We start from the raw sequence: 26,612 nt of genomic DNA, 5'->3' as shown, positions 1-26,612 counted from the left end.
CGGTCGTCCGTCGGCGGGGTCGAGGCTGGCGCCCGACCTCGAAGCGGGGGTGGCGTTCTGCGGCGTCTCGCCATGGCTGTCGTCTCCCTCGCGTTCCTGAGCGGCGATCCGGGTTCGAGGCCGCGCCGCTTGGGGACCGCCGCCCGTCGGCTCGAAGCCGCGTCCCGTCGCAACGCGCGCGGGACCGGTTTGGCTGTCCTGGCCGGCTCGAAATCCCGGGCACGCCCGGGATTTCGAGACCGGATGTCGCCCGCTCAGGCGGAGGGGCGCAGGGTGTTCTGGGCGAAGGCGCCGAGATCCTGGGCCTGGGCCTGCAGGTTGGCGACGCGGCTGCGCAGGAACTCGCTCTGAAGCTCGAAGGCCTCGCGCAGGTCGCGGCTGCGAACCAGCTTCTGGGCGAAATCGAAGGTCGCCGAGGCGTTCTCCTGGACCTGATCGAAGCCCTTGGCGACGACGGTCTGCAGCGAATCCTGCACCGACTTCGAGGTGGTCTGCAGCTGCTCGGCGGTCTTGACCGCCGTGCCGACGAAGGTGTCGACGGCGGTGCGGGCCTGATCGACGCTCTTCTCGGCGAAAGCGCGCATCTCGGCGGGGATCTCGAAGGTCTGGCCGTTCATCTCGGTTCTCTCCAAGGCGGGTCAATCGATTTGACGCGCTGCAGAAGTCTTATGTTGCAGTGCAACATAACCGTCAAGGCCGGATCGCGAAAAGCTGCAAAATCTTGCCGACATTCGAATCGACTTTCAAGCCGCCGAATTCAGCGGGCCGTTGATCTCGCGTCGGCTTCCCTGCGCGGTGAGAATACGGTCGTAGACGCACAGCAGCGCGGCGGCGTGATCCGACAGGGTCATCGGCGCCGCCCAGTAGCGCGCATGCGCGGCCGCGCCGAGGCGCGCCGCCGTGGCGTCCTCGCCCAGGGCCGCGAAGGCCCGGGTGAGCGCCGCCTCCTCGGGTGGAACGGAGAAACCGTTCACCCCGTCGCGGACGGCCTCGGACGCCCCCGAGCGATCGGACGCGACCACGGGAATCCCGTTGGCGAGGGCCTCGTAGATCGTGAGCGGCCCGGTCTCGTACCAGCGGGAGGGGGCTGCGATGGCGCGCGCCCGCCCGTGCAGGATGCGCCAGACGGCCTCGGGGGCCTGCCAGCCGAGGAGTTCGATGCCGGGACGGTCCCGAAGCGAATCCTCCAGGGGGCCCGCGCCGATGAACAGGGCGGGCAGGCCGGCCGCGCGGGCGGCCTCGGCCACGAGGTCGGCGCCCTTCTCCCGCGTCAGGCGCCCGACATACGCGATGGCGTCGCCCCGCGCTGGCTCGGCCGGCGGGCCGTTCGCCACCCGCACGGGGTTGTCGACGCGGTGGTGGTGGAGGGCCAGGTTCCGCATCAGCCCGCCCATGCGCGACAGGCTCGCATCGCAGACGTGGATGACGTCGAGGCGCCGCCGCCTCAGGGCCGCGCGCAGGGAGACCGAGCGGCCGACCCGCACGAGCTTGTGCAGCCGGCTGCGTCCGTCGCAGGGGGCGGCCACGCAGGCGGCCGAGAGCGGCCTCAGCGTGCAGGGCTCGGCCCGGTCGAAGCGGTAATAGACCCCGTTCGGACAGGCGAGGAAGTAGTCGTGCAGGGTCGTCACCACGGGCAGGCCGCGGGAGAACAGGACCGGAAACACGCTCGGCGACAGGCTGCGCGTCCATTGATGGAGGTGCACGAGGTCGGGCCGCGCCGGCAGCCCGTCGAGGGCCGCCCCGAGGCGGATGGCGGCCTCGGAATCCCAGAGGCCGTTTAGCGCCGCCTTGTGCGCCGGACGCTGCCAGATGTCGGTGGTGCCGAGGCAGATCCGCCGGATCCGCGGATGGTCGAGGAGGGGATCGGCCGGCCCCGCGATGGCCTGGATGTAGGTGACGTCGGCGCCCGCCTCCGCGAGACCGCGCGCGGATTCCACCGCCACCTTCTCGGCGCCCCCGCTCGCCACCGCGAACTCGGCCAACACGACGATCTGCATGGCGGAGCCCAGGATGTCCGACGCGGTCCGGCCGCAGGCTCGCGATTTACCCGGGATCAACGCACGTTCGGTAAAGATCCCGCGCAGATTTCGCTGGCCGGGACTGTCCGCATGCATGTCGTCCTCGTCGTCGATCACGCCTTCGTCAATGGAGGGCAGGCCAAGGTGGCCCTGGATGCCGGCCTCGGCCTGCGGCTGCGGGGGCATCGCGTCACCGTGTTCGCCGCCGTCGGCCCGCCCGATCCGCGCCTGGAGGCCGCGGGCATCCGGGTGGTCTGCCTCGGGCAGGACGATATCGGGACGACCACGAACAAGCTCGCCTTCGCCGCGCAGGCCATCTGGAACCGCACGGCGGCCCGGCGCCTCTCCGCCGAACTGCGCGGCCTCGACCCGCGCGACACGGTGGTGCATGTCCACGCCTTCGCCAAGGCACTCTCGCCCTCCATCGGCCGCAGCTTGGCCGCTTCGGGCCTGCCGCTGCTCTACACGATGCACGAGTTCTTCCTCGTCTGCCCGAACGGCGGGTTCTACGAGTATCAGGCCGCGCGGATCTGCCACCGCACGCCGATGTCGGCGGCCTGCCTGACCACGAACTGCGATGCCCGCAGCTACCCGCGCAAGCTCCTGCGGGTGGTGCGCCACGCCGCCCTCGAACACGTGGCGGGCATGAAGGAGCTGTTTGCCGACATCGTCACCATCAGCGCCCTGCAGGAGCGGGTGATCGCGCCGCACCTGCCCGCCGCGACCCGCTTCCACCGGGTCGACAACCCCATCGCGGTGACGAAGCCCCCGCCCCGCTCCGGCCCGCCGGGCGACTTCCTGTTCGTCGGGCGCATCTCCACCGAGAAGGGCGCGCCGATCTTCGCGGAAGCCGCGCGCCGCGCCGGCGTGCGGCCGGTCTTCGTGGGGGACGGGCCCGCCCGGGCGGAGCTCGAAGCCCGCTATCCCGAGGCGGTGATGCTCGGCTGGCGGGACGAGGCCGGCGTCCAGGCCCTGATGGGGCGGGCCCGCGCCCTGGTGTTCCCGAGCGTCTGGTACGAGGGCCAGCCGCTCACCGTCTACGAGGCCCTCGCCTGCGGAGCCCCGGTCATCGTCAGCGACGCCTGCGCGGGGCGCGAGGCGGTGGAGGATGGCGAGACCGGGTACTGGTTCCGCTCCGGCGATGCCGACGCGCTGGCCGCGCACCTGACCCGGCTCAAGGACGACGACCTCGCCGCGCGCATGGGCCGGGCGGCCTCTGAGCGCTACTGGGCCGCGCCCCTCACCCTCGCGCTCCACCTCGACCGGATCGCGGCGATCTACGAACGCGTGCTGCGCGACGCGGTGGGGGCGAGCGCGCGTCCGGGCCGGACGGCGGCCGGTCACGCGGTGGCGGCCACGCCCTGAGCGCGCGAGCCGCCCCGGGGCGAATCGGGCGACCCGGCTTCCCTCCGGTGAAACGGGCGGCCGCGCCCGGCGTTGAACCCGGTCACGTGCCGAGCCCGGTGCCCGCCCGGGTGCCGGCCGCAGAACCGAAGGAACGCCCCCGATGGCCGATCAGCAGAAGAACCCGGAGACCGATCTGATCTCCACCACGCAGAAGCCGGCTCCGAAGGGTTCCGACAAGTCGCGTCCCGAGAATCAGCCGGGCGAGCTCGACGAGCGCCTGGACGAGGCCCTCGAGGAGACCTTCCCATCGAGCGATCCGGTCTCGGTGAAGGTGACGAAGTAAGGCGCATCCCGCTCCCGTCCTGTCGGGCGCCGAACGCAAGAACGCCGGGGCGACGGATCGCCCCGGCGTTCTGATGTTTCGCGGGCGGTTTCGCGACCGGCGAAAGCCCCTCAGGCGGCTTCGAGCAGGCGGCGGGCGATGACCTGTGCCTGGATCTCGGCGGCACCCTCGAAGATCGAGAGGATGCGGGCGTCGCAGAGCACGCGGCTGACCGCGTATTCCAGTGCGAAGCCGTTGCCGCCGTGGATCTGCAGGGCGTTGTCGGCCGCCGCCCAGGCGACGCGGGCGCCCAGCAGCTTGGCCATGCCGGCCTCGAGGTCGCAGCGCTTGCCCTCGTCCTTCTCGCGGGCGGAGAAGTAGGTGAGCTGGCGGGCGATGTTGATCTCCACCGCCATCATGGCGATCTTGTCGGCCACACGCGGGAAGTTGATCAGCGCCTTGCCGAACTGCACCCGCTCCTCGGCGTAGCGCAGGCCGAGGTCGAGGGCGTTCTGCGCCACGCCGATGGCGCGGGCCGCCGTCTGGATGCGGGCGGACTCGAACGTCTGCATGAGCTGGGTGAAGCCCTTGCCCTCGACCTCGCCGAGCAGGTTGGCCGCCGGCACCTCGAAATTGTCGAAGGCGAGCTCGTATTCCTTCATGCCGCGATAGCCGAGCACGTGGATCTCGCCCCCCGAGAGGCCGGCCACCGGGAAGGGCTCGGCATCGGTGCCGCGCGGCTTCTCGGCGATGAGGAGCGACAGGCCCTTGTGGCCCTTCTCCTCGGGCTTGGTGCGCACGAGGCAGGTCATGATGTCGGCGCGCACGGGGTGCGTGATCCAGGTCTTGTTGCCCGAGATCTTCCAGACCTCGCCGTCCTTGACCGCCTTGGTGCGCAGGCTCGCCAGATCGGAGCCGGTGTTCGGCTCGGTGAACACGGCGGTGGGGAGCGTGTCGCCGGAGGCGATGCCGGGCAGGAAGCGGTGCTTCTGCTCCTCGGTACCGCCGCACAGGATGAGTTCGGCGGCGATCTCCGAGCGGGTGCCGAGCGAGCCGACGCCGATATAGGCGCGGGACAGCTCCTCCGAGACCACGCACATGGAGATCTTCGGCAGCCCCATGCCGCCGTACTCCTCGGGAATCGTCAGGCCGAAGACGCCGAGCTCGGCCATCTTGGTGACGATCTCCATCGGGATGTAGGCGTTCTGGCTGTGCCATTCGTGGGCGTGCGGCACGACCTCGGCGAGGCCGAAGCGGCGCATCTCGGAGCGGATCGCCTCCATGTCCTCGTCGAGGCCCGACTTGCCGATGGTGGCCGAGCCGCCGTTGTCGCGGATGCGGGCGACGAGGGCCGCGCGGTTCTCGGGGGTGTTGCCCTCGGCGATCAGGGTCTCGACGGCCGCGCTGCGGAACTTCGCGATCTCGCGGGCGGCGAGGCCGAGGGAGCCCGTGGGGCGTACCATCTCGCCCTGGCTCATGGGGATGCCCGAGAACATCTGGTCGAGGTACTCGCCCAGCCCGATCCGCACGAGCAGGCTCTCGGTCTCGCCGAATTCGCCGGCTTCCGTCAGGCGCTGCGCGTAGGCGCCGAGTTCGCGCACGCCCTCGGCGTAGGTGGCGATCCAGGCCAGCCCGTGGGTGGCGTGCTGCTGGAGCTCCATCTTCTCGGCCGAGATCTTGCCCTCGTCGGACAGGACGGTGGCGCGCACCCGCCGGGTCGCCTCCGCCACGAGGCCCTTGACGGCCTCGGCCGCGTCGCGGGCCAGGGACAGGAGGTCCTGCGGTTCGGTCGTGACGACGGGTGAGGCGGACATGGCAAGCTCGCTGTGTGAGATGAAGCGCTTTGCCGGTCATTATAGGCAGGTTTGCCGACACTGTAGAGGCGTCTCGCCGCATCGCGGCATAATCCTGCTTGAATGCATGATGCAGGAACGGAAAAAATCGTGATTGTTCTGCGTTTCCCGGGGGGTGATGAATTTTATTGAGTGTCCGGACAAAGAAAAAAATCACCCGCGATGGGCGATCAGCACGCCCAGGGCCGCCAGGAGCATGCCGCCCATCTGCACCGGTTCGAGGGTCTCGCCGAAGAGGGCGTAGGCCATCAGGGCGGAGACCGGCGGCACCAGGAAGAGGAGCGCGGCGACGCCCGCCACCGCCCCGCGCCGGATCAGGGCGAGGAGCAGCAGGATGCCGGCCACCGAGTTGATCAGGATCGACCAGGCCAGCCCGAGCCAGAGCGGCGTCGACGCGTCGAAGCGCCCCGTCCCGAACAGCAGGGCCGCCGGCACGGCGAGGCCGGCCGCCCCGATGAACTGGATGGTGGCGTTGCTGAGGAGATCCCCGCCGCCGCCGCGGCCCTTCTGCCAGAGCGTCCCGCCCGTCATCGCGACCATGGCGGCGAGGCAGGCCGCGAGCGCGGGGACCGGGATGCCGGCGGAGCCCGAGGCCCCGACCTTCGGGGCCAGGACGAGGAGCGCACCGGAGAAACCGGCGGCGATGCCGAGCCAGCGCCGCCGGCTGACGGGCTCGCCGAGGACCGGCCCCGCCAGCATCGCGGTGAGGAGGGGTTGCAGGCTGCCGACCAGGGCCGCGATGCCGGCGGGCAGGCCGTTCTGGACCGACCAGAACACGCCGATGACGTAGACGCCCTGCATCAGGACGCCGGCGATGCCCGCATGGAACCAGCCGGAACGGTCGCGGGGCCAGCGCGCCCCGAGCCCCCGCGCGAGGGCTGCCAGCACGAGCGCGACGCCGACGACGCGCAGCGCCACGAAGGTCAGGGCCTCGGCATGGGGCGCCACGAAGCGGGCCGCGACGAAGCCGGTCGCCCAGATCAGGACGAAGAGGCCGGGAATGAGGGCCGAAGCGTGCGGAGGCATGATGGCGCGCAGGCAGCACGGCGACTCCGCGAATTCAAGCGGATCGGGCTACATCCGCACGCGACCCGTTGCGCGAACGGCGCGCGTTGCGTTTAGAAGACGCCCCGCCCCGACATTTCGAGGATACGCCCCCGCCCCGTGAGCCGCCTTCGCAAACCCTTCGAGATCGCGGGCGTCGCCGCGCAACGCTTCGTCGCCCATGACGGCTGGGCCATCGCCAGCCACATCGCGCTCTCGACCCTCACCGCCCTGTTCCCCTTCCTCATCCTGCTCGCGGCCCTCGCCGGCCTGTTCGGGACGAAGTCGCTCGCCGACGAGGCGGGCGTCCTCATCTTCGATGCCTGGCCCCGCGAGGTCGCCAAGCCGATCGTCGCCGAGATGCACCGGGTGCTCACCGAGCAGCGCGGGGGCGTGCTCACCATCGGCGCGGTGCTGGCCCTGTATTTCTCGTCCTCGGGGGTCGAGAGCCTGCGGGTGGGGCTCAACCGGGCCTACGGCCTGCGCGAGGCGCGGCCCTGGTGGCTGACGCGGCTGGAATCCATCGGCTACGTCGTCTGCGGCGCCTTCGCGATGCTGGCCTTCGCGCTCCTGGTGGTTCTGGGCCCCCTGATCTGGCGCAAGATCATCAACGTGGCGCCGGGCCTGGAGCCCCTGAGCCTGACGGTGGCCATCGGCCGGATCAGCATCACCGCCTTCCTGCTGCTCAGCGTCCTCATCATCGCCCACAAGTTCGTCGCCACGGGGCGCCGCTCGGTGATGTCGGTGGTGCCGGGCATCGCCGTGACCCTGCTGCTCTGGTTCCTGGCCGGGCTCGGATTCGGCTACTACCTCGACCGATTCTCCAACGCCTACGCCTCAACCTATGGCGGGTTGGCCACTGCGATGGTGTTCCTCGTCTTCCTGTACTGGCTCGCGGCCATGTTCCTGTTCGGCGGCGAGATCAATGGCACCGTCATTGCAGCGCGCCGGGTGCGGCTCCAGGCGCGGATGCAGGAACGGCAGGCACGGGCTCGCGGGCTCTGAGCCGGCTGCTTCATCTGCGCGCAGCGCTCGCGATGACATCCGCCTGTGACCTGCACGGCCTAGTGTCCCGGTTCGGCCACGGGCAGTGAGGGGCAGGCGTCGCTGCGGCCCGGGGGACATTCGATGCGGATCAGGTTCGGTTGCGAGATGGGCTACGAGTTCCCGCAGCCGACGCCCCTGATCGCCCGCCTGAATTCCTATCCGGTCAAGGGGCTCGCGGCGGTTCCGCCGGACGTGCTGACCCTCGATCCGCCCCTGCCCGTGCGCACCTTCCGGGACGTCTTCGGCAACCGGACCGTCCGCTTCGTGGCTCCCGCCGGCGGCCTGACCCTCAGCGTCCGGGCGGAAATCGAGGATGACGGCGCCCTCGATCCCGTGGTGCCGGAGGCGGAGGAGCATCGGGTCGAGGACCTGCCCGAGGAGGCCCTGCCCTTCCTCGTGGCGAGCCGCTACTGCGAGTCCGACCTGCTCTCGGGCGAGGCCTGGGCCCTGTTCGGCGACCTGGAGCCCGGCTGGTCACGGGTGCAGGCGGTCTGCGACTACGTCCACGCGCACATCGCCTTCGGCTACGGCTACGCCCATGTGGACCGCACCGCCGCCGATGCCTTCGCGAGCCGGCGCGGCGTCTGCCGCGACTACGCGCACCTGTTCGTGGCCTTCTGCCGGGCCCTCAACATCCCGACCCGCTACTGCACCGGATATCTCAGCTTCATCGGCGAGCCCGAGCCGCACGCCCCCGGCGACTTCGCGGCCTGGACCGAGGTCTATCTCGGCGGGGCCTGGCACGTGTTCGATCCGCGCAACAACGCGCCGCGCCGGGGACGCATCCTCGTGGCGCGCGGACGGGATGCGGCGGACGTGCCCCTGACGCACACCTTCGGGGCGAACCGGCTCACGAAGTTCCGGGTCTGGGCGGAGGACGCGGCGGCGCCGCCCGTCGAGGACTGACCGCCGGTCTCGCTCCGACGCTCGGGCCGATCCGAACTCGCTCGACGCGGCGGGACGGTTTCCCTCCGGCGGTCGCGGATTCCCTGGCCGGCCTCGTCTCGCCACGCGTTCTTCCCTTTCCTGCGTAGGGAAGAGGGACAGGTGTGGGGCACCTCGGCGAGCTTGGACCAACTCATCCGAACACCGCTGTAAGCTCCTCCTGACACAAAGAAAAACCCTCCCGGACTTGGTCCGGAAGGGCCCTCTCGAACAGTGTTCCTGGCGGCCGGGTCAGGCCGCCAGGGCCATGTCTTCGGGCTCCTGGGCGGCCATGAACTGGGCCCGGGCGAGGTCGGCGAAGCGGCCGTTCTCCGCGACGAGTTCGTCGAAGCTGCCCGACTCCACGATCCGGCCCTCGTGGAAGACGAGGATGCGGTCGGCGTTGCGGATCGTCGCGAGGCGGTGGGCGATCACGAAGGTGGTACGGCCCTCCATCACCGCTTCGAGTGCGCCCTGGAGCTTGCGCTCGGTGGTGGCGTCGAGGGCGGAAGTCGCCTCGTCGAGGATCAGCACCGGCGGATTCTTGAGCAGGGCCCGGGCGATGGAGAGGCGCTGGCGCTCGCCGCCGGAGAGGGAGCGGCCGCGCTCGCCGATCACCGTGTCGAGGCCGTCCGCCTGACGGGCCATGAACTCGGTGGCCTGTGCCCGCTCCAGCGCATCGAGCATCTCGGCATCGGTCGCGTCCGGACGGCCCACCTGCAGGTTCTCACGGATCGAGCGGGCGAACAGCATCGGCTCCTGGAAGACCACGCCGATGTTGTGGCGCAGGCTGGAGAGGCCGATGTCGCGGATGTCGGTGCCGTCGATGCGGATGGCGCCGTGATCGGGGTCGAAGGCCCGGTGCAGCAGGCCGAGGGTGGTCGACTTGCCGGATCCCGTGGTGCCCACGAGCGCGATGGTCTGCCCCGACTGGGCGGTGAAGGACACCTCCTCCAGGGCCTTGCGGCGCGGGGTGTAGGAGAAGCCGACGCCCTCGAACGTGACCTCGCCGTCGAAGCGCGCGACCTGCTTGGCGCCCGGACGGTCGTGGACGGCCGGCGTGGTGTCGAGGATCTCGAAGTACTCGGCGATCTTGGGCATCTGCTGGAACAGGCCATTGATGCAGGTGGCGACCTGATCGAGGCGCGAGACCAGCATGGTGGCCAGGCTCATGAAGGCCACGACTTCGCCGACGCTGGCCTGACCGTGCTGGTGCAGCGCGATGCCGGTGATGAAGATCGCCGTCATGGTCAGGGTCGCGGAGGCGCGGGTGGCGACGTTGGCGAGCGCCCACCAGGACAGGACCGGGATCTGCGCGGCGAGCAGGTTGCGGATGATGTCGTGCATCGCCTCCTTCTCCGCCTTGGCGCGGGTGAAGGACTGGATGACCGCGACGTTGCCGAGGGCATCCGAGGCGTGCTCGGCCAGACCCGACTGGTAGGCCTCGACCCGGCCCTGCAGGGTCTCGGTGCGGCGCATGACCATGGTGGTGAGCGCCGTGAAGGCGAGCACGAGCACCACGAGGATCGAGCCGAGCTGCCAGTTCACGAACAGGGTCATGGGCAGGAGCACGATCAGCGACACGAAGGCCACGAAGTGGTCGCGGAAGAAGCCGAGCCAGAGCCAGAACATGCCGTTCGAGCCTTCCAGCATCGCCTTCAGGACGCGGCCGGAATGGTTCGAGGAGTGGAAGGCGAGGGGCAGCTCGAGCACGTGCTCGAAATAGTTCGCCATGGCGGCGAGGCGGTTGCGGTGGGCCAGCCGGTCGGCATGGAGCGCGATGGTGACGCCCGCCGCGATGGTGAACAGGCCGAAGGCCACCCAGGCGCCGATCAGCGGCGCCAGCGTCGCGAAGGCGTTGCCGTCGCGGTTCAGGTGCGTGAGCTTGTCGATGATGCGGCCCATCAGCAGCGGTTCGGCGAACGCCGCCACCGCCAGCGCCACATTGGCGACCGCCAGCACCGCCGCGAGGCGACGGTCGGCGCCCAGAAGGCCCATGACTCGCGCGTAAAGACGAACCAACGACATGATCCCGTGTGCTCCGTGCCGGCTCGAAAGCCGCCAAACCCGTGCCGCCGAACCAGGGCGATCAAGCCCTTGGCGTGCCGTGCCTTATGTCGGGCGCTCCCTGAACGGGGCATGACCCGAACCGACAGGGTTTGGCCAGGGTTTTTACGGTTCGTTCAACCTGAATCCGTAAACGTGGGGACGGCGCCTCGTCTCGCGGCGCCGACGCGGCCTGCGGGCCGCCGCACAGGCTTCGGGTGACCATGGATCTCGCAACCGGTATCGGCCTTGTCGGCGGCTTCGGCGTGGTCTTCACGCTCATCATGATCGATGGCGGCAACTTTGCCGCCTACTTCGACAAGCACGCGGTGATCGTGATCTTCGGCGGCGCCACCGCCGCCACGATGATGCGCTTCCCGTTCTCGACGATGATGCACGGGCTGCCGATGGGCCTGCGCTACGCCTTCTCGATGCGCGCCATCAAGCCGCGCGACCTCATCGAGGAGATCACCAAGATCGCCGACGTGGTCCGCAAGTCCGGCCCGATGGCGCTGGAGAACATGGAGATCTCCGATCCGTTCCTGGCCCAGGGCGCACGCTACATCGCCGACGGCTACGACCGCGAGTTCATCCGCGACACGATGGAGCGCGACCGCGACAACTTCCTGATGCACCTCGACGAGGGCTCGAAGATCTACCGCGCCTTCGGCGACTGCGCGCCCGCCTGGGGCATGATCGGGACGATCCTCGGCATGGTGACGATGTTCGCCAACATGTCCGACCCCTCGAAGCTCGGCCCCGCCATGGCCACCGCGCTCCTCGCCACCCTCTACGGCGCGCTGATCGCCAACATGATCACCCTTCCGCTGGCCGACAAGCTGCACGTGAAGCTGGAGGAGGAGGACGTCTCCCGCTCGCTGATCATCGACGGCATCCTGCTGATTCGCGACGCGAAGAGCTCGTCCCTCGTGCGCGAGATGCTCATCGCCTACCTGCCGCACAATCACCGCGACGAGCTCGCGGCCGAGCCGGCGTGATGGTGCGCGCCCGCAGCACCCGCGGCAACGCCCGTGGCTAAGAAGAAGCGCGGCGGCGCGCATGGCGGCCACGGCTGGTTCGTGACCTTCGCCGACCTGATGGCGCTGCTCATGAGCTTCTTCGTCATGATCGCCGCCTATTCCACGCAGGATCAGAAGAAGATGCAGGCGGTGGCCGGCTCCATGCGCGACGCCTTCGGCGTGAACAAGGAGTCGCGCTTCGCCGGCATCATCGAGAAGGACGGGCTCCCCCACGCCGACAAGGTGAAGTACCGGCGCGACATTCCTCCGGAACTCTCCTCCGACCACACCACGCCGCCCAACGTCGAGGGCATCTCCGACGAAGGCATGCCGGACCGGGGACATCCGGAGGGCGCCGGCCTTGCGGCCGCGAGCCTGCGCCAGGCCATGCAGGACATGCCGGAGGTCGCCGAACTCTCGAAGAACATCATCGTCACGCCCTCGCAGCGTGGGGTCGACCTGTCCCTCGTGGACCAGGACGGCGCCTCGATGTTCCCCGACGGCTCGAGCCGCCCCAACGACCGCACGCGCCGCCTGCTGGAACGCCTGGCGCCCACCTTGCGCAAGCTGCCCAACCGCATCGCCATCACGGGCTACACGGCCACCGACCGGCCAGGCACGCGCCCCCCTGCCCCGCCCTGGGAACTCTCGGCGAATCGGGCGATCAGCGTGCGGGAGATCCTGGCCGGCAGCGGCGTCCCCGACGACCGCTTCGCCTCCGTCGCCGGTAAGGCCGACACCGAGCCGATGTTCCCGGACAATCCCTACCTGTCGGCGAACCGCCGGGTGACGGTGACACTCCTCAACGAGACCGCCGCGACCCCGCGCATGAAGAACTTTCCCTGATCGGGGCTGCCAGGAGGGCCCGAGGCCGACGGCCGCAACACGATTGCGGACCGGTGGGAGAGCAGGCCGGGCGTCAGCCCCGGCCGATGGCGAGGCGACCCTGCCTCCCGCCTGGCCCGACCCTGTGCGGTCAGCGATTCCCGTCGTCTCTCTTCCGGACGGCTCGCCTGCCTGGATTTGTAACAAATGTTTATCGGCTGCTTCGTTAGTGTGGCGCTCTGCCGGATCCGTTTCGCTGCGAGACCACGGGTCCGACTCTTGTTCATAGCCGCACGAAAGCAACGCCTATGTTGTCCCGGATCACGAACCTGAAGATCGCCGCGAAGATTGGAATAACCCTGGCGGTCATTCTCCTCACGACGGCCAGCGTCTCGGTCATTTCCCTGCGCAACCTGTCGGCGATCGGTGAAGCCGACACCTGGACGCAGCACACCTACGAGGTGCTCGGAGAGATGGGTCGGGTCACGGCCACCATGGTCGATCAGGAGACCGGCGTGCGCGGGTATCTCGTCTCGGGCGATCCGGCGTTCCTGGCGCCCTATACCGGCGGACGAAAAGCCTTCCAGACCGCGCTCGAGACCGTTCGCCGGCTGACCGCGGACAATCCCCGCCAGCAGGAGCGGCTGCAGGCCCTGGAGGGCTTCGCCCGGCAATGGCAGGACGGCGTGGCGGAGAAGGAGATCCGCCTGATGGGGAACGCGGGGACGCAGGACGAGGCGCGCCGCCTCGAAGCCTCGGGGGTCGGCAAGGCCGCGATGGATGCCCTTCGCGCCAAGGCGGCGGAGATCGTGGCGGACGAGGCGTCCCTCCTCGGCGTGCGCAGGGACGCGGCGGCGTCGGCGAACCACGCGTCACGCTTCGCCAACTGGGTCGGACTCGGCGTCACCCTCCTCGTCTCCGTCCTCGGGCTGGTGCTGCTCCACCTCGGAATCGCGCGGCCGATCCGGGCCATGACCGCGATGATGGCGCGCCTCGCGGCCGGCGATGTCACCCTGCCAGTCCCGGGCGCCGGGCGCCGCGACGAGGTCGGGGCCATGGCGGCCGCGGTGGGGGTGTTCAAGGACAACCTCATCCGCACCGCCGAACTGGAGGTCCAGGGCGAACGCGCCCGCGCCAGCATCGAGGTGCAGCGCCAGGCCGCGATGCGCGAACTCGCCGACGGCTTCGAGCGCGCGGTCGGCGACATCGTCACGGCCGTGGCGGCGTCCGCGACCGAACTGCAGACGACCGCGCAGGTCATGAGCACCACCGCGACCGAGACGAGCAGCCAGTCGACGCATGTCGCCGCCGCGGCCGAGGAGGCCGCCACCAACGTCACCATGGTGGCCTCGGCCGCCGAGGAACTCGGCTCTTCGGTGTCCGAGATCGGGCGTCAGGTTGATGGTTCGGCCCAGCTCGCCAATCGCGCGGCGGCCCGGGCCGCCGACACCACGGTCCTGGTTCAGGCCCTCTCCCGAAGTGCGGCCAAGATCGGCGAGGTCGTCGGCCTGATCTCCAGCATCGCCGGGCAGACCAACCTGCTGGCCCTCAACGCGACGATCGAGGCGGCGCGGGCCGGCGAGGCGGGGCGCGGCTTCGCGGTGGTCGCCACCGAGGTCAAGGAACTCGCGAGCCAGACGGCGCGGGCCACCGAGGAGATCGCGCGGCAGATCAGCGAGATCCAGGCGTCCACCGGTGAGGCAGCCTCGGCCATCGAGGGCATCGTGGCGCAGGTCGGCGAGATGAGCATGGTCACCACCACGATCGCGGCGGCGGTGGAGGAGCAGGGCGCGGCGACTCAGGAGATCGTCCGCAACGTCGCCCAGGCGGCTCGTGGTACGGATATGGTCACGACCAGCATCACCGGGGTGGCGAGTGCCGCCGCGACCACGGGAACGGCTGCGGGCCAAGTCCTCGAGGCCGCCTCCGGCCTGTCGCGCCAGAGCGAGCATCTCGACGGCGAGATCCGTCGCTTCCTCGCCACCGTCCGCGCGGCCTGAGCGGACCTGTCGACAGGTCCGGCGCCGCGCCGGGCCTGATCCGGCGTCCCGATGCCGGACCGCGACGGGACCGACCGAAGCGAAGCCGGCTCGGGCGACGGTGCTACTGCGCCACGAGGAGCGCCCAGTAGACCTTGTACTTCGAGCCCGGGGCATAGGCCGTGGCGATGCCCATGCGCTGGCCCCGGGGCGCCAGCAGGGTGGCGTTGTGGGCGGGGCTGTCCCGCCAGCCCGAGAAGGCTTCGGCAAGGGTATGATAGCCCGCCGAGAGGTTGGCCTCGGGCTCCGCGAAGCCGAGGCGCTCCACGGCGTTCTTGACCGTCTGGGCCCGGCTCGGGCGATCGGCATTGGCCATGGCGGCGGCCTCGGCCTCCGCGAGCTTCTGCAGATCCGGGTCGAGGCGCAGGGGCGGTAGGCCGCTGCGGGCGCGATAGGCCGAGATCATGTCGCGGGCGGTGTTCGCATCGACCTGCGCGCCCTGGCTCGTCATCGACCAGTACAGGGTCGGAAGGCCGGCATCGACCGGCTCCGGCCGCGCGCAGGCCCCGACCTGCAGGGTCGCCAGCGCGGCCAGACCGATGCCGAACCCGCGTCCCGTTCCCAGATTCCGCGCCACACCCGACTCCTGTTCCGTCCTCAGACCCCGGCGCGCCGGCGCGCCGCCTCCGCGGAACGCATCGGCTCGGCCTCCTCGACCCGCTCGCCGCTCGCGGACGCGGTCTGCGCCTCCGAACGTTGCGGCAGCGTGAACGCGCTCGCGATCTGGCCGACCGCGTTCTGGAAGGAATCCAGGCCCTGCACCGTCACCACGCTGGAGCCCGGGCCGAGGTCCGGGATCATTCCGGCCCCAGACAAGGTCCGGAAGACCGCAAAGTTCAAATCGTTCTGCACTTTCAGGCTCAAATTGACATCGACGATCATCACGATCAGCTCGAACTCGAGGAACGGGTCGCCGATCTTGCGGAACACCACGCGGGGCGCGGGCTCCTTGAGCACGTCCGCATGGGCCTGCGCGCAGCTCACCAGCAGCTCGGCCGCATGGACCGGGTCCTGGTTGCGCAGGACGCTGACCGTGATGGTGACCCGGCCGGTCCGGTCGCCCCGCACCCGGTTCTTCACGATGCCCGAGATCAGGTTCGAGTTCGGGACGATCACCGCCGAGCGGTCGAAGGTCTGGATCTCGGTGGAGCGCACCGAGATGCGCTTCACGATGCCCTCGCTGTCGCCGATCAGCACCTGGTCGCCGACCCGGATCGGGCGCTCCCAGAGCAGCAGGAGGCCGGAGACGAAGTTGTTGACGATGGATTGCAGGCCGAAACCGATACCGACCGAGAGGGCGCCGGCCACGATGGTGAGCTTCTCCAGGCTCAAGCCCAGATACGAGAAGGCGAGCGCCAGGGTGAGCAGGAAGCCGATATAGCCCGCGATGGTGGAGATCGAGTTGCGCAGGCCCGCATCGAGGTCGGTGGCCGGCAGGTAGGTCTGTTCGAGCCAGCGCTGGACCGCCCGCGTGATCGCGATGCCGATCATCAGCAGGCCGATGGCCAGCGCGATGGTGGAGAGCGAGATCGTGACGTCCCCGACCTTGAAGCCGAAGAAGGCGGTGCGCACGGAGCTGAACACGTCCGTGGAATCGAGGCCCCAGGGTGCGAGCGCCAGCAGGGCGGCGACGAGGACGAGGACCACGCGGGCGAGGCCGGTCGCCAGCACCGCGATCTGGTTGATCGAGCGCTTGCGCAGGCCCGTATTGGCCTGGAGCGCGGTGGCGATCTTGGTGTCGTCGCCCAGCGTCCCGCCGATGAAGGTGTCGGCGCTGGTGATCAGCAGGAACAGCAGCACGAAGAGGCCCGCCGTCCAGATCAGCTGGTCGATGACGAAGGCCGAGAAGGCGACGTAGCCGGTGAACGGCGCGACGGCGATCACCACCGCCGCCGCCCAGCCGAGCAGCCGGGCCGGACCGCCGATGCCCGTGGTGGCCTCCGGCGCCACGTAGGGGCCGAAGCAGGCTTCCTCCTTCTCCGCCGTGTCGGCGAAGCGATGCAGGCCGACGGCGAGGATGAGGGCCGTGGCGATGGCCCCGATGCCCCGCGTGGCGATGGAGACCGGCAGCGCGGCCGAGATGCCGGAGTTCAGGGCCTCGATCGACTTGATCACCGTGATGACGATGGCGATGCCCACGGCCAGCCGCGTCACCCGCGCGGCCGCGGTATCGTCCATGGTCGCCACCCGCCAGGAGGGCTTGCCGGGCGAGAGCAGCGCGTCGGCCAGCGCTTCGATGAAGGCGATGAAGGCGAGACCGCCCAGGATGGCCCCGGCCACCGGCAGGAGCCGCAGCGGCAGGAGGTCGGTGGCGTCGAGGGCGTAGTAGACCGCGTAGCTACCGATGAGGGCCGGGACGGTCCCGAGCAGGAGCACGCGCCAGGCCGCCAGCAGCTTCTTGCGCTGCGTGGGGGCGACGGCCTTGGCATCCCGCCGCCCCAGGCGGGGCGCGATGTTGCGACGGCCGAAATACAGGGCGATCGAGATGCCGAAGGCGGCCCCGAGCAGCAGGAGGTTGCCCAGCGTGCCGTTGCGGCCGAACAGGGCGACCGTGTCCTCCACCGCGCTCTGCAGCGCGCGCAGGTCGCGCGGGATGTCGGCGGCGATCCGCATCCACAGATCGGGATTCACGAGGGCGGTGGAGCGCTCGAACAGGCCGCGCGTGAATGCCGCGCGGCGGCGGTTCGAGACCTGGTCGATGATCTGCTCGCTCTGCACGAGGAGCGAGCGGGCCAGCCGCTGCGTCTCGTCGATCTCGGCCACCGCGTGCTCGCGCTCCGTGCGCTCGCGCGCCACGTCCTCGCCCTCCTCGCCCTCCTTCGGCTTCGGGCCGAGCTGGGTCAGGCGCTCGCGGGCGGCGTCCAGGCGCGGCGTGGTGATGTCGATGACGTGGCGGATCTTGTCGGCGATGGCCTCGATGCCCTCGCGGGCGCGGGTCAGGTCTCCGGCCCCGACATTCGGGCCCGTGACCAGCTTCTCGCGCTGCTCCAGGTCGGCCTTCACCGCGTCGAGCTGGTCGCGGACGTTCTGGATCTGCTCGGAGACCACGGGCTTGGGGGCCGGTGGTTTGGCGGCGGGCTTCGGCCCATCCGCCGGGGTTGGCGCAGGTGCGGGCGCGGCCGGCGCGGGCTTGGCCGTGGCGGGGTGGGCCGGGGCGGCAGGGGCCGCCTGCCCGATCGCGCCCGCGGGCGCCAGAACGAGAGCGCCGAGCCAGGCGGCGATCACCACCGTCGTCCGGATGCGGCCGGTCGGCCGGCCTCCCCGGCTCAGCCCTCTGCGAATCCAGCCTCTCGGGAGATCGCCCATGATGATCCTTTCGTGCCGCCGCGCGGTCCTGGCGCCTCGACGCGCCTCCCCTGGCCACTGGCAACCCGCATGCCCCGCTCGAACGGGGGCGAACCCGACGCGAGCCGGCGGGCGGGGAGCGGCCGGGGCCCGCCCCTTCGCCGAGCAATGGGGCGAAAGGCTGACGGAGCGGCCGTTTCGATGATCGAGGGTTGCGCGGCGCGTCCTGTGGGTGCGACCTCGCGCAGGTCGGCGACGCCTTCACAAGCCTGTCATGGTGATATTAGACTAAGTCCCGATGGATCTGGCCTTTTCGTTCCCGTGCGAGGAGGTGGCGACGACCCTCCGCGCCGTTGAGCGTCGCCACGAACCGGGCGTTTTCGCCCGATGCGACGGCTTTTGGCCATTCCCCGGCTCCCCTGCGCTCCGCCGTTCGGGAACTCCGGTCTCCCTCCCCTCCCGCCGCGCGCGCCGACGCCCCGGGATGCGGAGATTTCTGATCTTCCACCAACCTGGGACGATGCGCCGGCCGATTCCCGCGCGTTGTCCCTTCGTCGACCCGTCGAGAGGGTAGCGCCGATGCTGGATCTCCAAACGCTCGTCCTGAATGCGGATTACCGGCCGCTCTCCTACAATCCGCTCTCACTCTGGTCCTGGAAGGACGCCTTCACTGCGCTGTTCCTCGACCGCGTCACCCTGGTGGCCAGCTACGACGTCGAGGCGCGCTCCCCCTCCCGGTCCCTGCGCGTCCCGAGCGTGGTCGCCCTGAAGAGCTACGTGACGCTGGCGCGCAGCCCGGCCTTCACGCGCTACAACATCTACCTGCGCGACACCTTCTCCTGTCAGTATTGCGGCCTGCGCCTGCCGTCCGGCGGCCTGACCTTCGACCACGTGGTGCCCCGCTCGCGCGGCGGCCAGTCGAGCTGGGAGAACGTGGTCGCGGCCTGTTCGCCCTGCAACCTGCGCAAGGCCAACCGCACCCCGGCCGAGGCCGACATGCCGCTTCTCCACGAGCCGCACCGGCCGACGCGGCACGAACTGCACCGCCGCCAGCCGGAATTCGACCACCGCGAGTATCACCACACCTGGCTCGACTATCTCTACTGGGACACCGAGCTGGAGAACTGAGGCGGGTCAGGGCGTGGGAAAGCGCGGCGGCGGCTCGTTGTAGAGCGGCAGGGCGAGGGAGCGCGGCGCGATGAAGGTCGGCGCCACGAACACCGGCGCGACCGGTACTCGCACCAGAGCGATAGGCCGGATTGGCGGCGGCGGAATATAGGCTGGATCTCGATAGGGGATCTCGGGCGGAAGGGCGCGCGCACGCCCATAGGCGCCGGGTTCGCCGCCCGCCTGAGCCGCACCGGCGGCCAGGGCTACGCTACCCAGGAAAATGAGACGAAGCATCGACGGACTCCGGACCTTGGTTCTCGCACTGCGCCGAGGCAGTCTTGGCGCCGAAGTGCAAGCGGGCTCTTAACGCCGCGCTCAGAACTTCAGGGCCGCGCCACCCCGCACGGTGTTCAGGTTCACCTTGTGCCCGTCGAAATCGTTGAATTGGACGTACTGATACTCGCCGCGCAGGAGGATGTTCTCGGTCACCGCGAATTCCAGACCTGCGCCCAGGGCCAGGCCGCCGACGGTCTTGACGACGCGTTTGCTGATGAGTTCGGGCGAGGCTGGCACAGTCTGGACCTCGCCGTTCGGGGACGACCTGGGCCCCGGATAGGCGGGATTGAAGCTCGCGTAGCCGTGACGGGTGACGTAGGCGGGCGTCGTCGCTGTCAGGTTGGCGGCGTAGGTTTGGGCATTGTAGCCGTAGTTCTGAACTGCGACCGAATCGGTGATTTCGGCGCGACCGATCGCGAGACCGGCCGTCACGAAGGGAAGAAACCGATCGAAGGCCCAGCCGCCGCGGACGCGGATCGTTCCATAATCCTCGATCTTCGTTGCGGAGATTCCAGCAAGGCTGACGACTTCGGACATGCCTCCTGACGTCGTCATGATGCGGCTGATGTCGTTGGTGGCCCTGCCTTCGCGGTCGAAGCGGGTGTAATCCACTTCGATGCCCACCACCGCTTCGTCGAACTGATAGTTGAAGCCCGCAAACGCGCCGTAGCTCGCTCCACCGATCCGCGCCGAGGGTGTGGTCAGATAACTTGAAACGTTGAACTGGCTTTCGATGTCGCGCATGAAGAATTCACGGGCGAGCAGCTGCTGAAACACGTTGTTCTGGTTCAGCGATGCCGACGTATAACCGCCATGCCCACCGAAATAGATGCCGTTCCAGTCGATCGCCGCCACCTCGGGCTCGTAATCCGAACCACGCAGCACGCCGTAATCGAGATCGGCCGCCTGAGCGGGAGCGATGACACCGAGGGTGAAGCCGGTCAGGAGTGCGAGGGTTGCGGTACGCATCGGTGTCGTCCTCAGGGCGTCAGCGCGACGGTCTAGATGCTGGGCCTCTTCCCTGGTTCTACTTGGGTAACCTTAACGGTCGGTTGCCATCACTCGAACGGAGTAGTTCCCATGGGGGACCAGGGGGCTCCCGCGAACGGCATGATGCGCGGCCGGGGGCCGCGCATCGGTCATTCTCTCGGACAGGAAGGCGACGGCGGTGCCGGCCGGTTCGGCCGTTCCCTACTCGTAAGGGTTCCGGTTCCAGCTCGGCACCGAGAGGCCGGCCATCGGACCGGAGACACCCGCGAAGCTGTAGCGCAGGCCGACCCGGACCTCGTGCGAGGCGAGGTCCTTCAGGCGCGAATCGTAGCCGAAGGCATCCTGCCCCGTCTTGGCGCGGCCGAGGTCGACGTAGCGGTAGCTCGTGTCGAGGCTGAGGCCATGGCCGAGATCGTACGCCACACCGCCGGTCAGCGCCCAGGCGAGGGAGGTGACCGAGCGACTCGGACGGCTGACACGGTCGCGCAGGCCCGTGCCGGGATTGCCGTCGCAGAACGCGATCGTGCAGGTCGTCTGGGTGTAGGCCTTGCCGAAACCCTTGTCGGCGAAGCCGATGCCGGCGCCGAGATAGGGTGTCAGTCCCCACCAGGTTCCGAGATCCGCATAGACGGTCACGAGGCCGGTCAGCACATCGAGCTCGCCCGCCTCGACATTGTAGCCGGTGGTGAAGCCCGAGCCCGAGGAATAGGCTCTGTAGCGGGAGCCCAGGCGCTGATCGATGGTGGCGTCGAGGCGCAGCCAGGGGGTGATCCGGTATCCGATGCCGCCGCCATAGCCCGGCACCGTGTCGAGGTTCATGCGGCTGAGCGGGTTCAGGATCGTGCCGTCGCTGGGCGGCAGGGTGGCGTCGCGCGGGCGCGCATAGTCGCTGACCGTGGCATCGACCCGAAGGTACCAGCCCTCCCCGATTGCGACCGGCGCGGCGGGTGGCGGAGGCGGGGGTGGCAAGAGATCGGCCGCCTGTGCGGCCCCGGCCAGGCTCAGCCCCGTGCCGAGCAGCCCGAGGACCGTGATGGTGCGGAATCGTGAAGCGGCCATGACGTCCTCGTGTGCAGCAAGGCAGAGGGGGCACCACCCGCTGCCGGGATCTGTGCGCGGCACCCACCTGCAGATCCTGCATCGGAAAGCTTAGGGACGGATTAAGCCTAACGCCGGATTGCCCTTCGGAGGTGAATCGGGCCGCTTCTCTCGCCTATTCAGGCCTCCCGTCCAAAGGACGGGACTAAAACAGCGAGGGCGCGGACCTCGGTCCACGCCCTGACTTCGATGATTGGTGTCGCGTGACGACCCGGCCGTGCCGGGTCGCGGATCAGTACTTGCGCACGAGGGGTGCGGGCTCCGAGTACTCGGCCACGGCGGGCAGCGCGGCGACGCCGCCGAGCAGCCAGCGCATGCCGATCCGGACATCGTGGGAGGTGACCTCCTTGATCTTGTAGGTCGCGCCGCCGCAATCCTGGTTCACGCAGTTGACGACCCCCGAGCGGACGTCGCCGAGATTGAGGTAGCGATAGCCGAGTTCGAGCTTCAGGTTCGGCGTCACGCTGTAGGACAGGCCCGCCATCGCGGCCCAGGCCAGGGTCTGGGAATGCTTGTCGCGGGCGAAGCCGTAACCGCCGGCCGCGTTGCCGAAGCCCTGGTCGTTGAAGCCGCTGAGCTGGTGGAACGCGGAACCGACGCCGCCGCCGACGAAGGGCGTCACGCCGTACCAGGTGCCGAGATCGAAGTAGCCGTTGGCCATCACGACCACCGAGGAGAGATTGCCGTTATAGGCATTGACCCAGCGGCAGCCCGACTCGCGGCATTCGGCGCCGAAGCTGTCCTGGAAGGTGAGCTTGCCGCCGCCCCGGTACTCGGCGGTGATGTCACCGTGGAAGTAGGAGCCGAACTGGTAGCCGACGCCGCCGCCGGCGAAGAACTGGTCCTCGATCGCCTTCTGATCGTAGCGGTAGCCGTCGGGCAGCGACCCCTTCAGGACGGTGGTCGTGAGCCCGCCCACGCTGGTCGCGCCGACGCCGACATCGCCACGCAGGTACCAGCCTCCGCCGATCTCGACCGGAGGGGGCAGCGGCTCGGGGGGAAGCGGAGGCAGGAGATCCGCCGCTTGGGCGAGGCAGGGCGCTGCCACGCTCACAATGAGCGTGATCGAGCGCGCCAAGGCAGAAAGCTTGGAGCGGCGCATCGGATGTCCTTCAATCGACCGTGTGCCGGAAGCGCGAAACGCCGGCGGGATGACCAAGGCATCTTCGACGGGAAGGGTTAAGTCCGGTTTAACGTTAAATCTTATCCTTGCCGGATCGTTGACCCGCATGCAGTCGCTCGACCTCGCGAGCGAACGGGCCAGTCGAACGCGGTCGCTCCCAGGATCTGCCCGTGACGACGTGAGACTTCAGCCGGGTCAAAGAGGACGCCGCATGGACGTGGGCCCCGATACGTCTAGCATCCGGTCCATGAAACCCGACGATGTCCGCCGCCTTGCCCATGCCTTGCCGGAAGTTCTGGAGGGTGCCCATAACGGCCATCCCGACTTCCGGGTCGGCGGGCGAATCTTCGCGACCCTGTGGGTGGATGAGGAGCGGGTCGTCCTGCGCCTCACCCCGGCGCAGCAGGCGGCCTCCTGCGAGGCCGAGCCGGACCTGTTCCGTGCGGTGGAGGGCGCCTGGGGCCGACGCGGCTGGACCAGCCTCGACCTGTGGGATGCCGGAGAGGACACCCTGGCGGCCGCCCTCCTCGCAGCTTGGCGCGGCGTGGCGGCGGCGGCCTATGACCGGATCTGATTTGGCTTGGGTCCGATCTGCTTCGGTCCGAGCGCCTCAGGCGGCCGCGCGGGTGACGGCATCCACGACATCGTCCACGACCTCCGACACGAGGCGGCGATCGTCACCCTCGGCCATCACCCGGATCACCGTTTCGGTGCCCGAGGGCCGGATCACGAGGCGTCCGGCATTGCCGAGACGCTCGCGGGCATGGGCAATGGCGGTGACCACGGAATCGGCCCGCAGCGGCTCGCCGGAGCGGTAGCGCACGTTCTTCAGGATCTGCGGCAGCGGCTCGAAGCTGTGGCAGACCTCGCTCACCGGCCGTTCCTGGCGCTTGACCACGCTGAGGAGCTGCAGGGCCGCCACGAGGCCGTCCCCCGTGGTGGCGTAATCGGACATGATGATGTGGCCGGATTGCTCGCCGCCGAGGTTGTAGCCATGCTCGCGCATGTGCTCCAGCACGTAGCGGTCGCCCACCGCCGTGCGGGCGAGGGTGAGCCCGAGCCCACCGAGGTAACGCTCCAGGCCGAGATTGGACATGATCGTCGCCACCAGTCCGGGCTGGGTCAGACGGTCGTCCTCCTTCCAGGAGCGGGCGATGACGGCCATCAACTGGTCGCCGTCCACCGACTGGCCCTTCTCGTCCACGATGAGGACGCGGTCGGCGTCACCGTCGAGCGCGATGCCGATATCGGCGCGGAGTTCCCGGACCTTGGCGGCCAGCGCCGCCGGCGCCGTGGAGCCGACATCGCGGTTGATGTTGAAGCCGTCCGGCTCGACGCCGATGGCGATCACCTCGGCACCGAGTTCCCACAGGGTCTCGGGCGCCACCCGGTAGGCGGCGCCGTTGGCGCAATCGACCACGATGCGCAGGCCGTCGAGGGTGACGTTGCGCGGCAGGGAGCGCTTGGCGAACTCGATGTAGCGGGCATGCACGCTTTCGATGCGCTTGGCGCGCCCGAGGTCGCGCGAGCCCGCGAGACGCCGGTGCAACTCGCCGTCGATCAGCGATTCGATCTCGCGCTCGACATCGTCGTTCAGCTTGAAGCCATCGGGGCCGAACAGCTTGATCCCGTTATCCTCGAAGGGGTTGTGCGAGGCCGAGATCATCACGCCGATATCGGCGCGCATGGACCGCGTCAGCATCGCGACCGCCGGCGTCGGCATGGGGCCGAGTTGCAGTACGTCCATGCCGACCGAGGTGAATCCGGCGATCAGCGCGGTCTCGATCATGTAGCCGGACAGCCGGGTGTCCTTGCCGATGACGACGCGGTGGCGATGGTCGCCGCGCTGGAACACCAGGCCGGCCGCCTGACCCACCTTGAGGGCGAGTTCGGGCGTGATGACGCCGTTGGCCCGTCCCCGGATGCCGTCCGTGCCGAAATACTTGCGCGACATGGTCTTCGCGTCCCGTCTTCTGTTCGCGGTGTAGGGAAGCCGAGTCCGCCTCGGGACACGATCTTCACCGTCACCCTCGGGGCTGAGGTTTTCGGAGCACTGTGATCCGGCGGACTGAAGATCCGGTTTCCCGGACCCGCGGCGCCGGGCGGGACGCCGCTACAGCGTTACCGGAGCCTTGATACGAACGAGCCCGCCTGAGGGCGGGCTCGCGATCGTCATGGGTCGATTGCGGCGGTCAGCCGGTCTCAGGCCTGGGGCTGCGGCTCCAGGCCGTCACTGCCACGGGGGCGGCCGCGACCGGCCGAGGGCACCGAGGAGCCGCGCAGGGTGGTCGGTCCGTCACCCGCATCGCGGATCGGCGGCTTTCCGGCGATCAGGTTGCGGATCTCGTCACCCGACAGGGTCTCGTACTCGAGCAGTCCCTGCGCCAGCGCCTCGAGGTCGTCCTTGTGCTCACCGAGGATACGGCGCGCCTCCTCGAGGCCGGTCTCCACGAGACGGCGCACCTCGGCGTCGATCTTCTGGGCGGTCGCCTCCGAGATCGTCTGCTGACGACCCATCGACATGCCGAGGAAGACCTCGTCGTTGTTCTCGCCGTAGGCGACGGTGCCGAGCTCGGGCGAGAAGCCCCAGCGGGTCACCATCATGCGGGCGAGGCGTGTGGCCTGCTCGATATCGGACTGCGCACCCGACGTGACCTTGTCGGCGCCGAAGGTCATCTCTTCGGCGATGCGGCCGCCCATCATGATCGCGAGGCGCGAGGTCATCTGCTCGTAGGACATCGAGAGCTTGTCGCGCTCGGGCAACTGCATGACCATGCCGAGAGCCCGGCCGCGCGGGATGATCGTTGCCTTGTGGACGGGATCGGTGGCCGGCACGTTGAAGGCAACGATGGCGTGGCCGCCCTCGTGATAGGCGGTGAGCCGCTTCTCGTCCTCGGTCATGACCAGGGTACGCCGCTCGGCGCCCATCATCACCTTGTCCTTGGCGTCCTCGAACTCGTGCATCGTGACGATGCGCTTACCGCGACGCGCTGCGAGAAGAGCGGATTCGTTCACCAAGTTCATGAGGTCGGCGCCGGAGAAGCCCGGAGTACCGCGCGCGATGACCTTCAGGTCGACGTCCGGCGCCAGCGGCACCTTGCGGACGTGGACGCGCAGGATGCGCTCGCGGCCGACGACGTCGGGGTTCGGCACCATGATCTGACGGTCGAAGCGGCCCGGACGCAGGAGGGCGGGGTCGAGCACGTCAGGTCGGTTGGTGGCGGCGATGATGATCACGCCCTCGTTGGCCTCGAAGCCGTCCATCTCCACGAGGAGCTGGTTGAGCGTCTGCTCGCGCTCGTCGTTGCCGCCGCCGAGGCCGGCGCCGCGATGGCGGCCGACCGCGTCGATCTCATCGATGAAGATGATGCAGGGAGCGTTCTTCTTGGCCTGCTCGAACATGTCGCGGACGCGGCTGGCGCCGACGCCGACGAACATCTCGACGAAGTCCGAACCCGAGATGGTGAAGAACGGCACATTCGCCTCGCCCGCCACCGCACGGGCGATGAGGGTCTTACCCGTGCCGGGGGGGCCGACGAGAAGCACGCCACGCGGGATGCGACCGCCGAGGCGCTGGAACTTCTGCGGGTCGCGCAGGAACTCGACGATCTCCTGCAGGTCCTCCTTGGCCTCCTCTACGCCCGCGACGTCATCGAAGCTCACGCGGCCGGACGCCTCGGTGAGCAGCTTGGCCTTCGACTTGCCGAAGCCCATGGCGCGGCCCGCACCGGACTGCATCTGGCGGGACAGGAAGATCCAGGCGCCGATGAAGACCAGGATGGGCAGCCAGCTCACGAGCAACTGGATGAACCACGGTGTGTTGTCCGAAGGCGGACGCGCGGTGATCTGCACGCCCTTGCCCTGGAGCTTCGACACGAGGCTCGGGTCGTTGGGCGCGTAGGAGGTGAAGTTGCCGCCGCCGACATAGGTGCCGCTGACGTCCTGCCCGGAGATCACCACCGCCTGGATCTTGCCGGAATCGGCATCGTTCAGGAGCTGGCTGTAGGCGATCTCGGAGCCGCCACCGCGATGACCCGGGTTCTGGAACAGGGTCACGAGGGCGAGCACGAGCAGGAAGATGACGACCCACAAGGCGAAATTGCGGAAATTCGGGTTCATCGATCAATCCCTGGAGGCGCCGGGGCCCGCGACACGAAATGGGGCGGGTCAATCCTGACGCTCCCGT

The 26,612-nt window shown here is 69.3% G+C and carries 22 protein-coding genes; 9 read left to right on the top strand and 13 right to left on the bottom strand.

All coding sequences use genetic code 11. From position 1 onward, the window contains the following. Positions 1–254 precede the first annotated feature (254 nt). Positions 255–617 (bottom strand): phasin, encoded by a 363-nt coding sequence (locus tag OF380_RS19275; RefSeq protein ID WP_264046804.1) that lies wholly within the window; start codon positions 615–617, stop codon positions 255–257. A gap of 126 nt (positions 618–743) precedes the next feature. Next, entirely contained in the window at positions 744–1,997 is a 1,254-nt protein-coding gene (locus OF380_RS19270; protein ID WP_264046803.1) for a glycosyltransferase, read from the bottom strand. 111 nt (positions 1,998–2,108) lie between these two features. Here OF380_RS19270 and OF380_RS19265 point away from each other — a divergent pair, with 111 nt between their 5' ends. Next, positions 2,109–3,383 (top strand): glycosyltransferase family 4 protein, encoded by a 1,275-nt coding sequence (locus tag OF380_RS19265; RefSeq protein WP_264046802.1) that lies wholly within the window; start codon positions 2,109–2,111, stop codon positions 3,381–3,383. Positions 3,384–3,525: 142 nt separating this feature from the next. Beyond that, positions 3,526–3,708 (top strand): hypothetical protein, encoded by a 183-nt coding sequence (locus OF380_RS19260; protein WP_264046801.1) that lies wholly within the window; start codon positions 3,526–3,528, stop codon positions 3,706–3,708. Between the two features lie 110 nt (positions 3,709–3,818). Here OF380_RS19260 and OF380_RS19255 read toward each other — a convergent pair whose 3' ends face one another. Together OF380_RS19255 and OF380_RS19250 are read right to left on the bottom strand one after the other, a co-directional pair. Further along, positions 3,819–5,501, bottom strand: a complete 1,683-nt coding sequence (locus OF380_RS19255) for an acyl-CoA dehydrogenase family protein (RefSeq protein WP_264046797.1) — start codon at positions 5,499–5,501, stop codon at positions 3,819–3,821. Positions 5,502–5,693: 192 nt separating this feature from the next. Continuing rightward, positions 5,694–6,566, bottom strand: a complete 873-nt coding sequence (locus OF380_RS19250; RefSeq protein WP_264046794.1) for a DMT family transporter — start codon at positions 6,564–6,566, stop codon at positions 5,694–5,696. Positions 6,567–6,704: 138 nt separating this feature from the next. On the opposite strand from OF380_RS19250, the gene OF380_RS19245 reads away from it, so the two are divergent. Then, complete coding sequence (locus OF380_RS19245; RefSeq protein ID WP_264046792.1) at positions 6,705–7,589, top strand: YihY/virulence factor BrkB family protein; 885 nt, start codon at positions 6,705–6,707, stop codon at positions 7,587–7,589. A gap of 123 nt (positions 7,590–7,712) precedes the next feature. Then, the gene (locus OF380_RS19240; protein WP_264046791.1) at positions 7,713–8,537 is read left to right on the top strand and encodes a transglutaminase-like domain-containing protein; all 825 of its coding nucleotides are present in this window, start codon (positions 7,713–7,715) and stop codon (positions 8,535–8,537) included. 270 nt (positions 8,538–8,807) lie between these two features. Here OF380_RS19240 and OF380_RS19235 read toward each other — a convergent pair whose 3' ends face one another. Further along, entirely contained in the window at positions 8,808–10,583 is a 1,776-nt protein-coding gene (locus OF380_RS19235) for a glucan ABC transporter ATP-binding protein/ permease (protein ID WP_264046789.1), read from the bottom strand. A gap of 242 nt (positions 10,584–10,825) precedes the next feature. On the opposite strand from OF380_RS19235, the gene OF380_RS19230 reads away from it, so the two are divergent. The 3 genes from OF380_RS19230 to OF380_RS19220 all read left to right on the top strand — a co-directional run bounded on the left by OF380_RS19230 (position 10,826) and on the right by OF380_RS19220 (position 14,445). Then, positions 10,826–11,599, top strand: a complete 774-nt coding sequence (locus tag OF380_RS19230) for a motility protein A (RefSeq protein ID WP_264046786.1) — start codon at positions 10,826–10,828, stop codon at positions 11,597–11,599. Between the two features lie 33 nt (positions 11,600–11,632). Continuing rightward, positions 11,633–12,466, top strand: coding sequence for an OmpA/MotB family protein (locus OF380_RS19225; protein WP_264046784.1), 834 nt, complete (start codon positions 11,633–11,635; stop codon positions 12,464–12,466). Between the two features lie 290 nt (positions 12,467–12,756). Continuing rightward, positions 12,757–14,445, top strand: coding sequence for a methyl-accepting chemotaxis protein (locus OF380_RS19220; protein WP_404810622.1), 1,689 nt, complete (start codon positions 12,757–12,759; stop codon positions 14,443–14,445). Positions 14,446–14,548: 103 nt separating this feature from the next. Here OF380_RS19220 and OF380_RS19215 read toward each other — a convergent pair whose 3' ends face one another. Both OF380_RS19215 and OF380_RS19210 read right to left on the bottom strand, forming a co-directional pair. After that, complete coding sequence (locus tag OF380_RS19215) at positions 14,549–15,061, bottom strand: CAP domain-containing protein (protein ID WP_404810481.1); 513 nt, start codon at positions 15,059–15,061, stop codon at positions 14,549–14,551. A 20-nt stretch (positions 15,062–15,081) separates the two neighbouring features. Further along, positions 15,082–17,790 (bottom strand): DUF3772 domain-containing protein, encoded by a 2,709-nt coding sequence (locus OF380_RS19210; RefSeq protein WP_264046780.1) that lies wholly within the window; start codon positions 17,788–17,790, stop codon positions 15,082–15,084. Positions 17,791–18,348: 558 nt separating this feature from the next. On the opposite strand from OF380_RS19210, the gene OF380_RS19205 reads away from it, so the two are divergent. Then, a complete protein-coding gene (locus OF380_RS19205; protein ID WP_264046777.1) occupies positions 18,349–18,897 on the top strand; it encodes an HNH endonuclease in 549 nt (182 codons plus the stop codon). A 6-nt stretch (positions 18,898–18,903) separates the two neighbouring features. Here OF380_RS19205 and OF380_RS19200 read toward each other — a convergent pair whose 3' ends face one another. From OF380_RS19200 to OF380_RS19185, 4 genes are all read right to left on the bottom strand, one after another. Then, positions 18,904–19,173, bottom strand: a complete 270-nt coding sequence (locus tag OF380_RS19200; RefSeq protein WP_264046775.1) for a hypothetical protein — start codon at positions 19,171–19,173, stop codon at positions 18,904–18,906. An 81-nt stretch (positions 19,174–19,254) separates the two neighbouring features. Further along, a complete protein-coding gene (locus OF380_RS19195) occupies positions 19,255–20,184 on the bottom strand; it encodes an outer membrane protein (RefSeq protein ID WP_264046773.1) in 930 nt (309 codons plus the stop codon). A gap of 222 nt (positions 20,185–20,406) precedes the next feature. Further along, positions 20,407–21,264 (bottom strand): outer membrane protein, encoded by an 858-nt coding sequence (locus OF380_RS19190; RefSeq protein WP_264046771.1) that lies wholly within the window; start codon positions 21,262–21,264, stop codon positions 20,407–20,409. A gap of 271 nt (positions 21,265–21,535) precedes the next feature. Continuing rightward, positions 21,536–22,405: an outer membrane protein gene (locus OF380_RS19185; RefSeq protein ID WP_264046769.1), complete on the bottom strand. Its 870-nt coding sequence runs from the start codon at positions 22,403–22,405 to the stop codon at positions 21,536–21,538. A gap of 268 nt (positions 22,406–22,673) precedes the next feature. On the opposite strand from OF380_RS19185, the gene OF380_RS19180 reads away from it, so the two are divergent. Next, complete coding sequence (locus OF380_RS19180; RefSeq protein ID WP_264046767.1) at positions 22,674–23,000, top strand: MmcQ/YjbR family DNA-binding protein; 327 nt, start codon at positions 22,674–22,676, stop codon at positions 22,998–23,000. A gap of 36 nt (positions 23,001–23,036) precedes the next feature. On the opposite strand, the gene glmM is transcribed toward OF380_RS19180, so the two are convergent. Both glmM and ftsH read right to left on the bottom strand, forming a co-directional pair. After that, positions 23,037–24,380, bottom strand: a complete 1,344-nt coding sequence (gene glmM / locus OF380_RS19175) for a phosphoglucosamine mutase (protein WP_264046765.1) — start codon at positions 24,378–24,380, stop codon at positions 23,037–23,039. Positions 24,381–24,628: 248 nt separating this feature from the next. After that, complete coding sequence (gene ftsH / locus OF380_RS19170; RefSeq protein ID WP_264046763.1) at positions 24,629–26,545, bottom strand: ATP-dependent zinc metalloprotease FtsH; 1,917 nt, start codon at positions 26,543–26,545, stop codon at positions 24,629–24,631. Positions 26,546–26,612 lie beyond the last annotated feature (67 nt).

The sequence above is a fragment of the Methylobacterium sp. FF17 genome (genome assembly GCF_025813715.1).
In the GTDB taxonomy this organism is placed as follows: domain Bacteria; phylum Pseudomonadota; class Alphaproteobacteria; order Rhizobiales; family Beijerinckiaceae; genus Methylobacterium; species Methylobacterium flocculans.
Note: the sequence above shows the minus strand (reverse complement) of the source record. Positions and strands in the feature narration are given on the sequence as shown.

What these genes read in the sequence shown, in the direction of transcription:
- OF380_RS19275 (WP_264046804.1), bottom strand. Translation starts at nt 617, where the DNA reads ATGAACGGCCAGACCTTCGAGATCCCCGCCGAGATGCGCGCTTTCGCC.
- OF380_RS19270 (WP_264046803.1), bottom strand. Translation starts at nt 1,997, where the DNA reads ATGCAGATCGTCGTGTTGGCCGAGTTCGCGGTGGCGAGCGGGGGCGCC.
- OF380_RS19265 (WP_264046802.1), top strand. Translation starts at nt 2,109, where the DNA reads ATGCATGTCGTCCTCGTCGTCGATCACGCCTTCGTCAATGGAGGGCAG.
- OF380_RS19260 (WP_264046801.1), top strand. Translation starts at nt 3,526, where the DNA reads ATGGCCGATCAGCAGAAGAACCCGGAGACCGATCTGATCTCCACCACG.
- OF380_RS19255 (WP_264046797.1), bottom strand. Translation starts at nt 5,501, where the DNA reads ATGTCCGCCTCACCCGTCGTCACGACCGAACCGCAGGACCTCCTGTCC.
- OF380_RS19250 (WP_264046794.1), bottom strand. Translation starts at nt 6,566, where the DNA reads ATGCCTCCGCACGCTTCGGCCCTCATTCCCGGCCTCTTCGTCCTGATC.
- OF380_RS19240 (WP_264046791.1), top strand. Translation starts at nt 7,713, where the DNA reads ATGCGGATCAGGTTCGGTTGCGAGATGGGCTACGAGTTCCCGCAGCCG.
- OF380_RS19235 (WP_264046789.1), bottom strand. Translation starts at nt 10,583, where the DNA reads ATGTCGTTGGTTCGTCTTTACGCGCGAGTCATGGGCCTTCTGGGCGCC.
- OF380_RS19230 (WP_264046786.1), top strand. Translation starts at nt 10,826, where the DNA reads ATGGATCTCGCAACCGGTATCGGCCTTGTCGGCGGCTTCGGCGTGGTC.
- OF380_RS19210 (WP_264046780.1), bottom strand. Translation starts at nt 17,790, where the DNA reads ATGGGCGATCTCCCGAGAGGCTGGATTCGCAGAGGGCTGAGCCGGGGA.
- OF380_RS19205 (WP_264046777.1), top strand. Translation starts at nt 18,349, where the DNA reads ATGCTGGATCTCCAAACGCTCGTCCTGAATGCGGATTACCGGCCGCTC.
- OF380_RS19200 (WP_264046775.1), bottom strand. Translation starts at nt 19,173, where the DNA reads ATGCTTCGTCTCATTTTCCTGGGTAGCGTAGCCCTGGCCGCCGGTGCG.
- OF380_RS19195 (WP_264046773.1), bottom strand. Translation starts at nt 20,184, where the DNA reads ATGCGTACCGCAACCCTCGCACTCCTGACCGGCTTCACCCTCGGTGTC.
- OF380_RS19190 (WP_264046771.1), bottom strand. Translation starts at nt 21,264, where the DNA reads ATGGCCGCTTCACGATTCCGCACCATCACGGTCCTCGGGCTGCTCGGC.
- OF380_RS19185 (WP_264046769.1), bottom strand. Translation starts at nt 22,405, where the DNA reads ATGCGCCGCTCCAAGCTTTCTGCCTTGGCGCGCTCGATCACGCTCATT.
- OF380_RS19180 (WP_264046767.1), top strand. Translation starts at nt 22,674, where the DNA reads ATGAAACCCGACGATGTCCGCCGCCTTGCCCATGCCTTGCCGGAAGTT.
- glmM (WP_264046765.1), bottom strand. Translation starts at nt 24,380, where the DNA reads ATGTCGCGCAAGTATTTCGGCACGGACGGCATCCGGGGACGGGCCAAC.
- ftsH (WP_264046763.1), bottom strand. Translation starts at nt 26,545, where the DNA reads ATGAACCCGAATTTCCGCAATTTCGCCTTGTGGGTCGTCATCTTCCTG.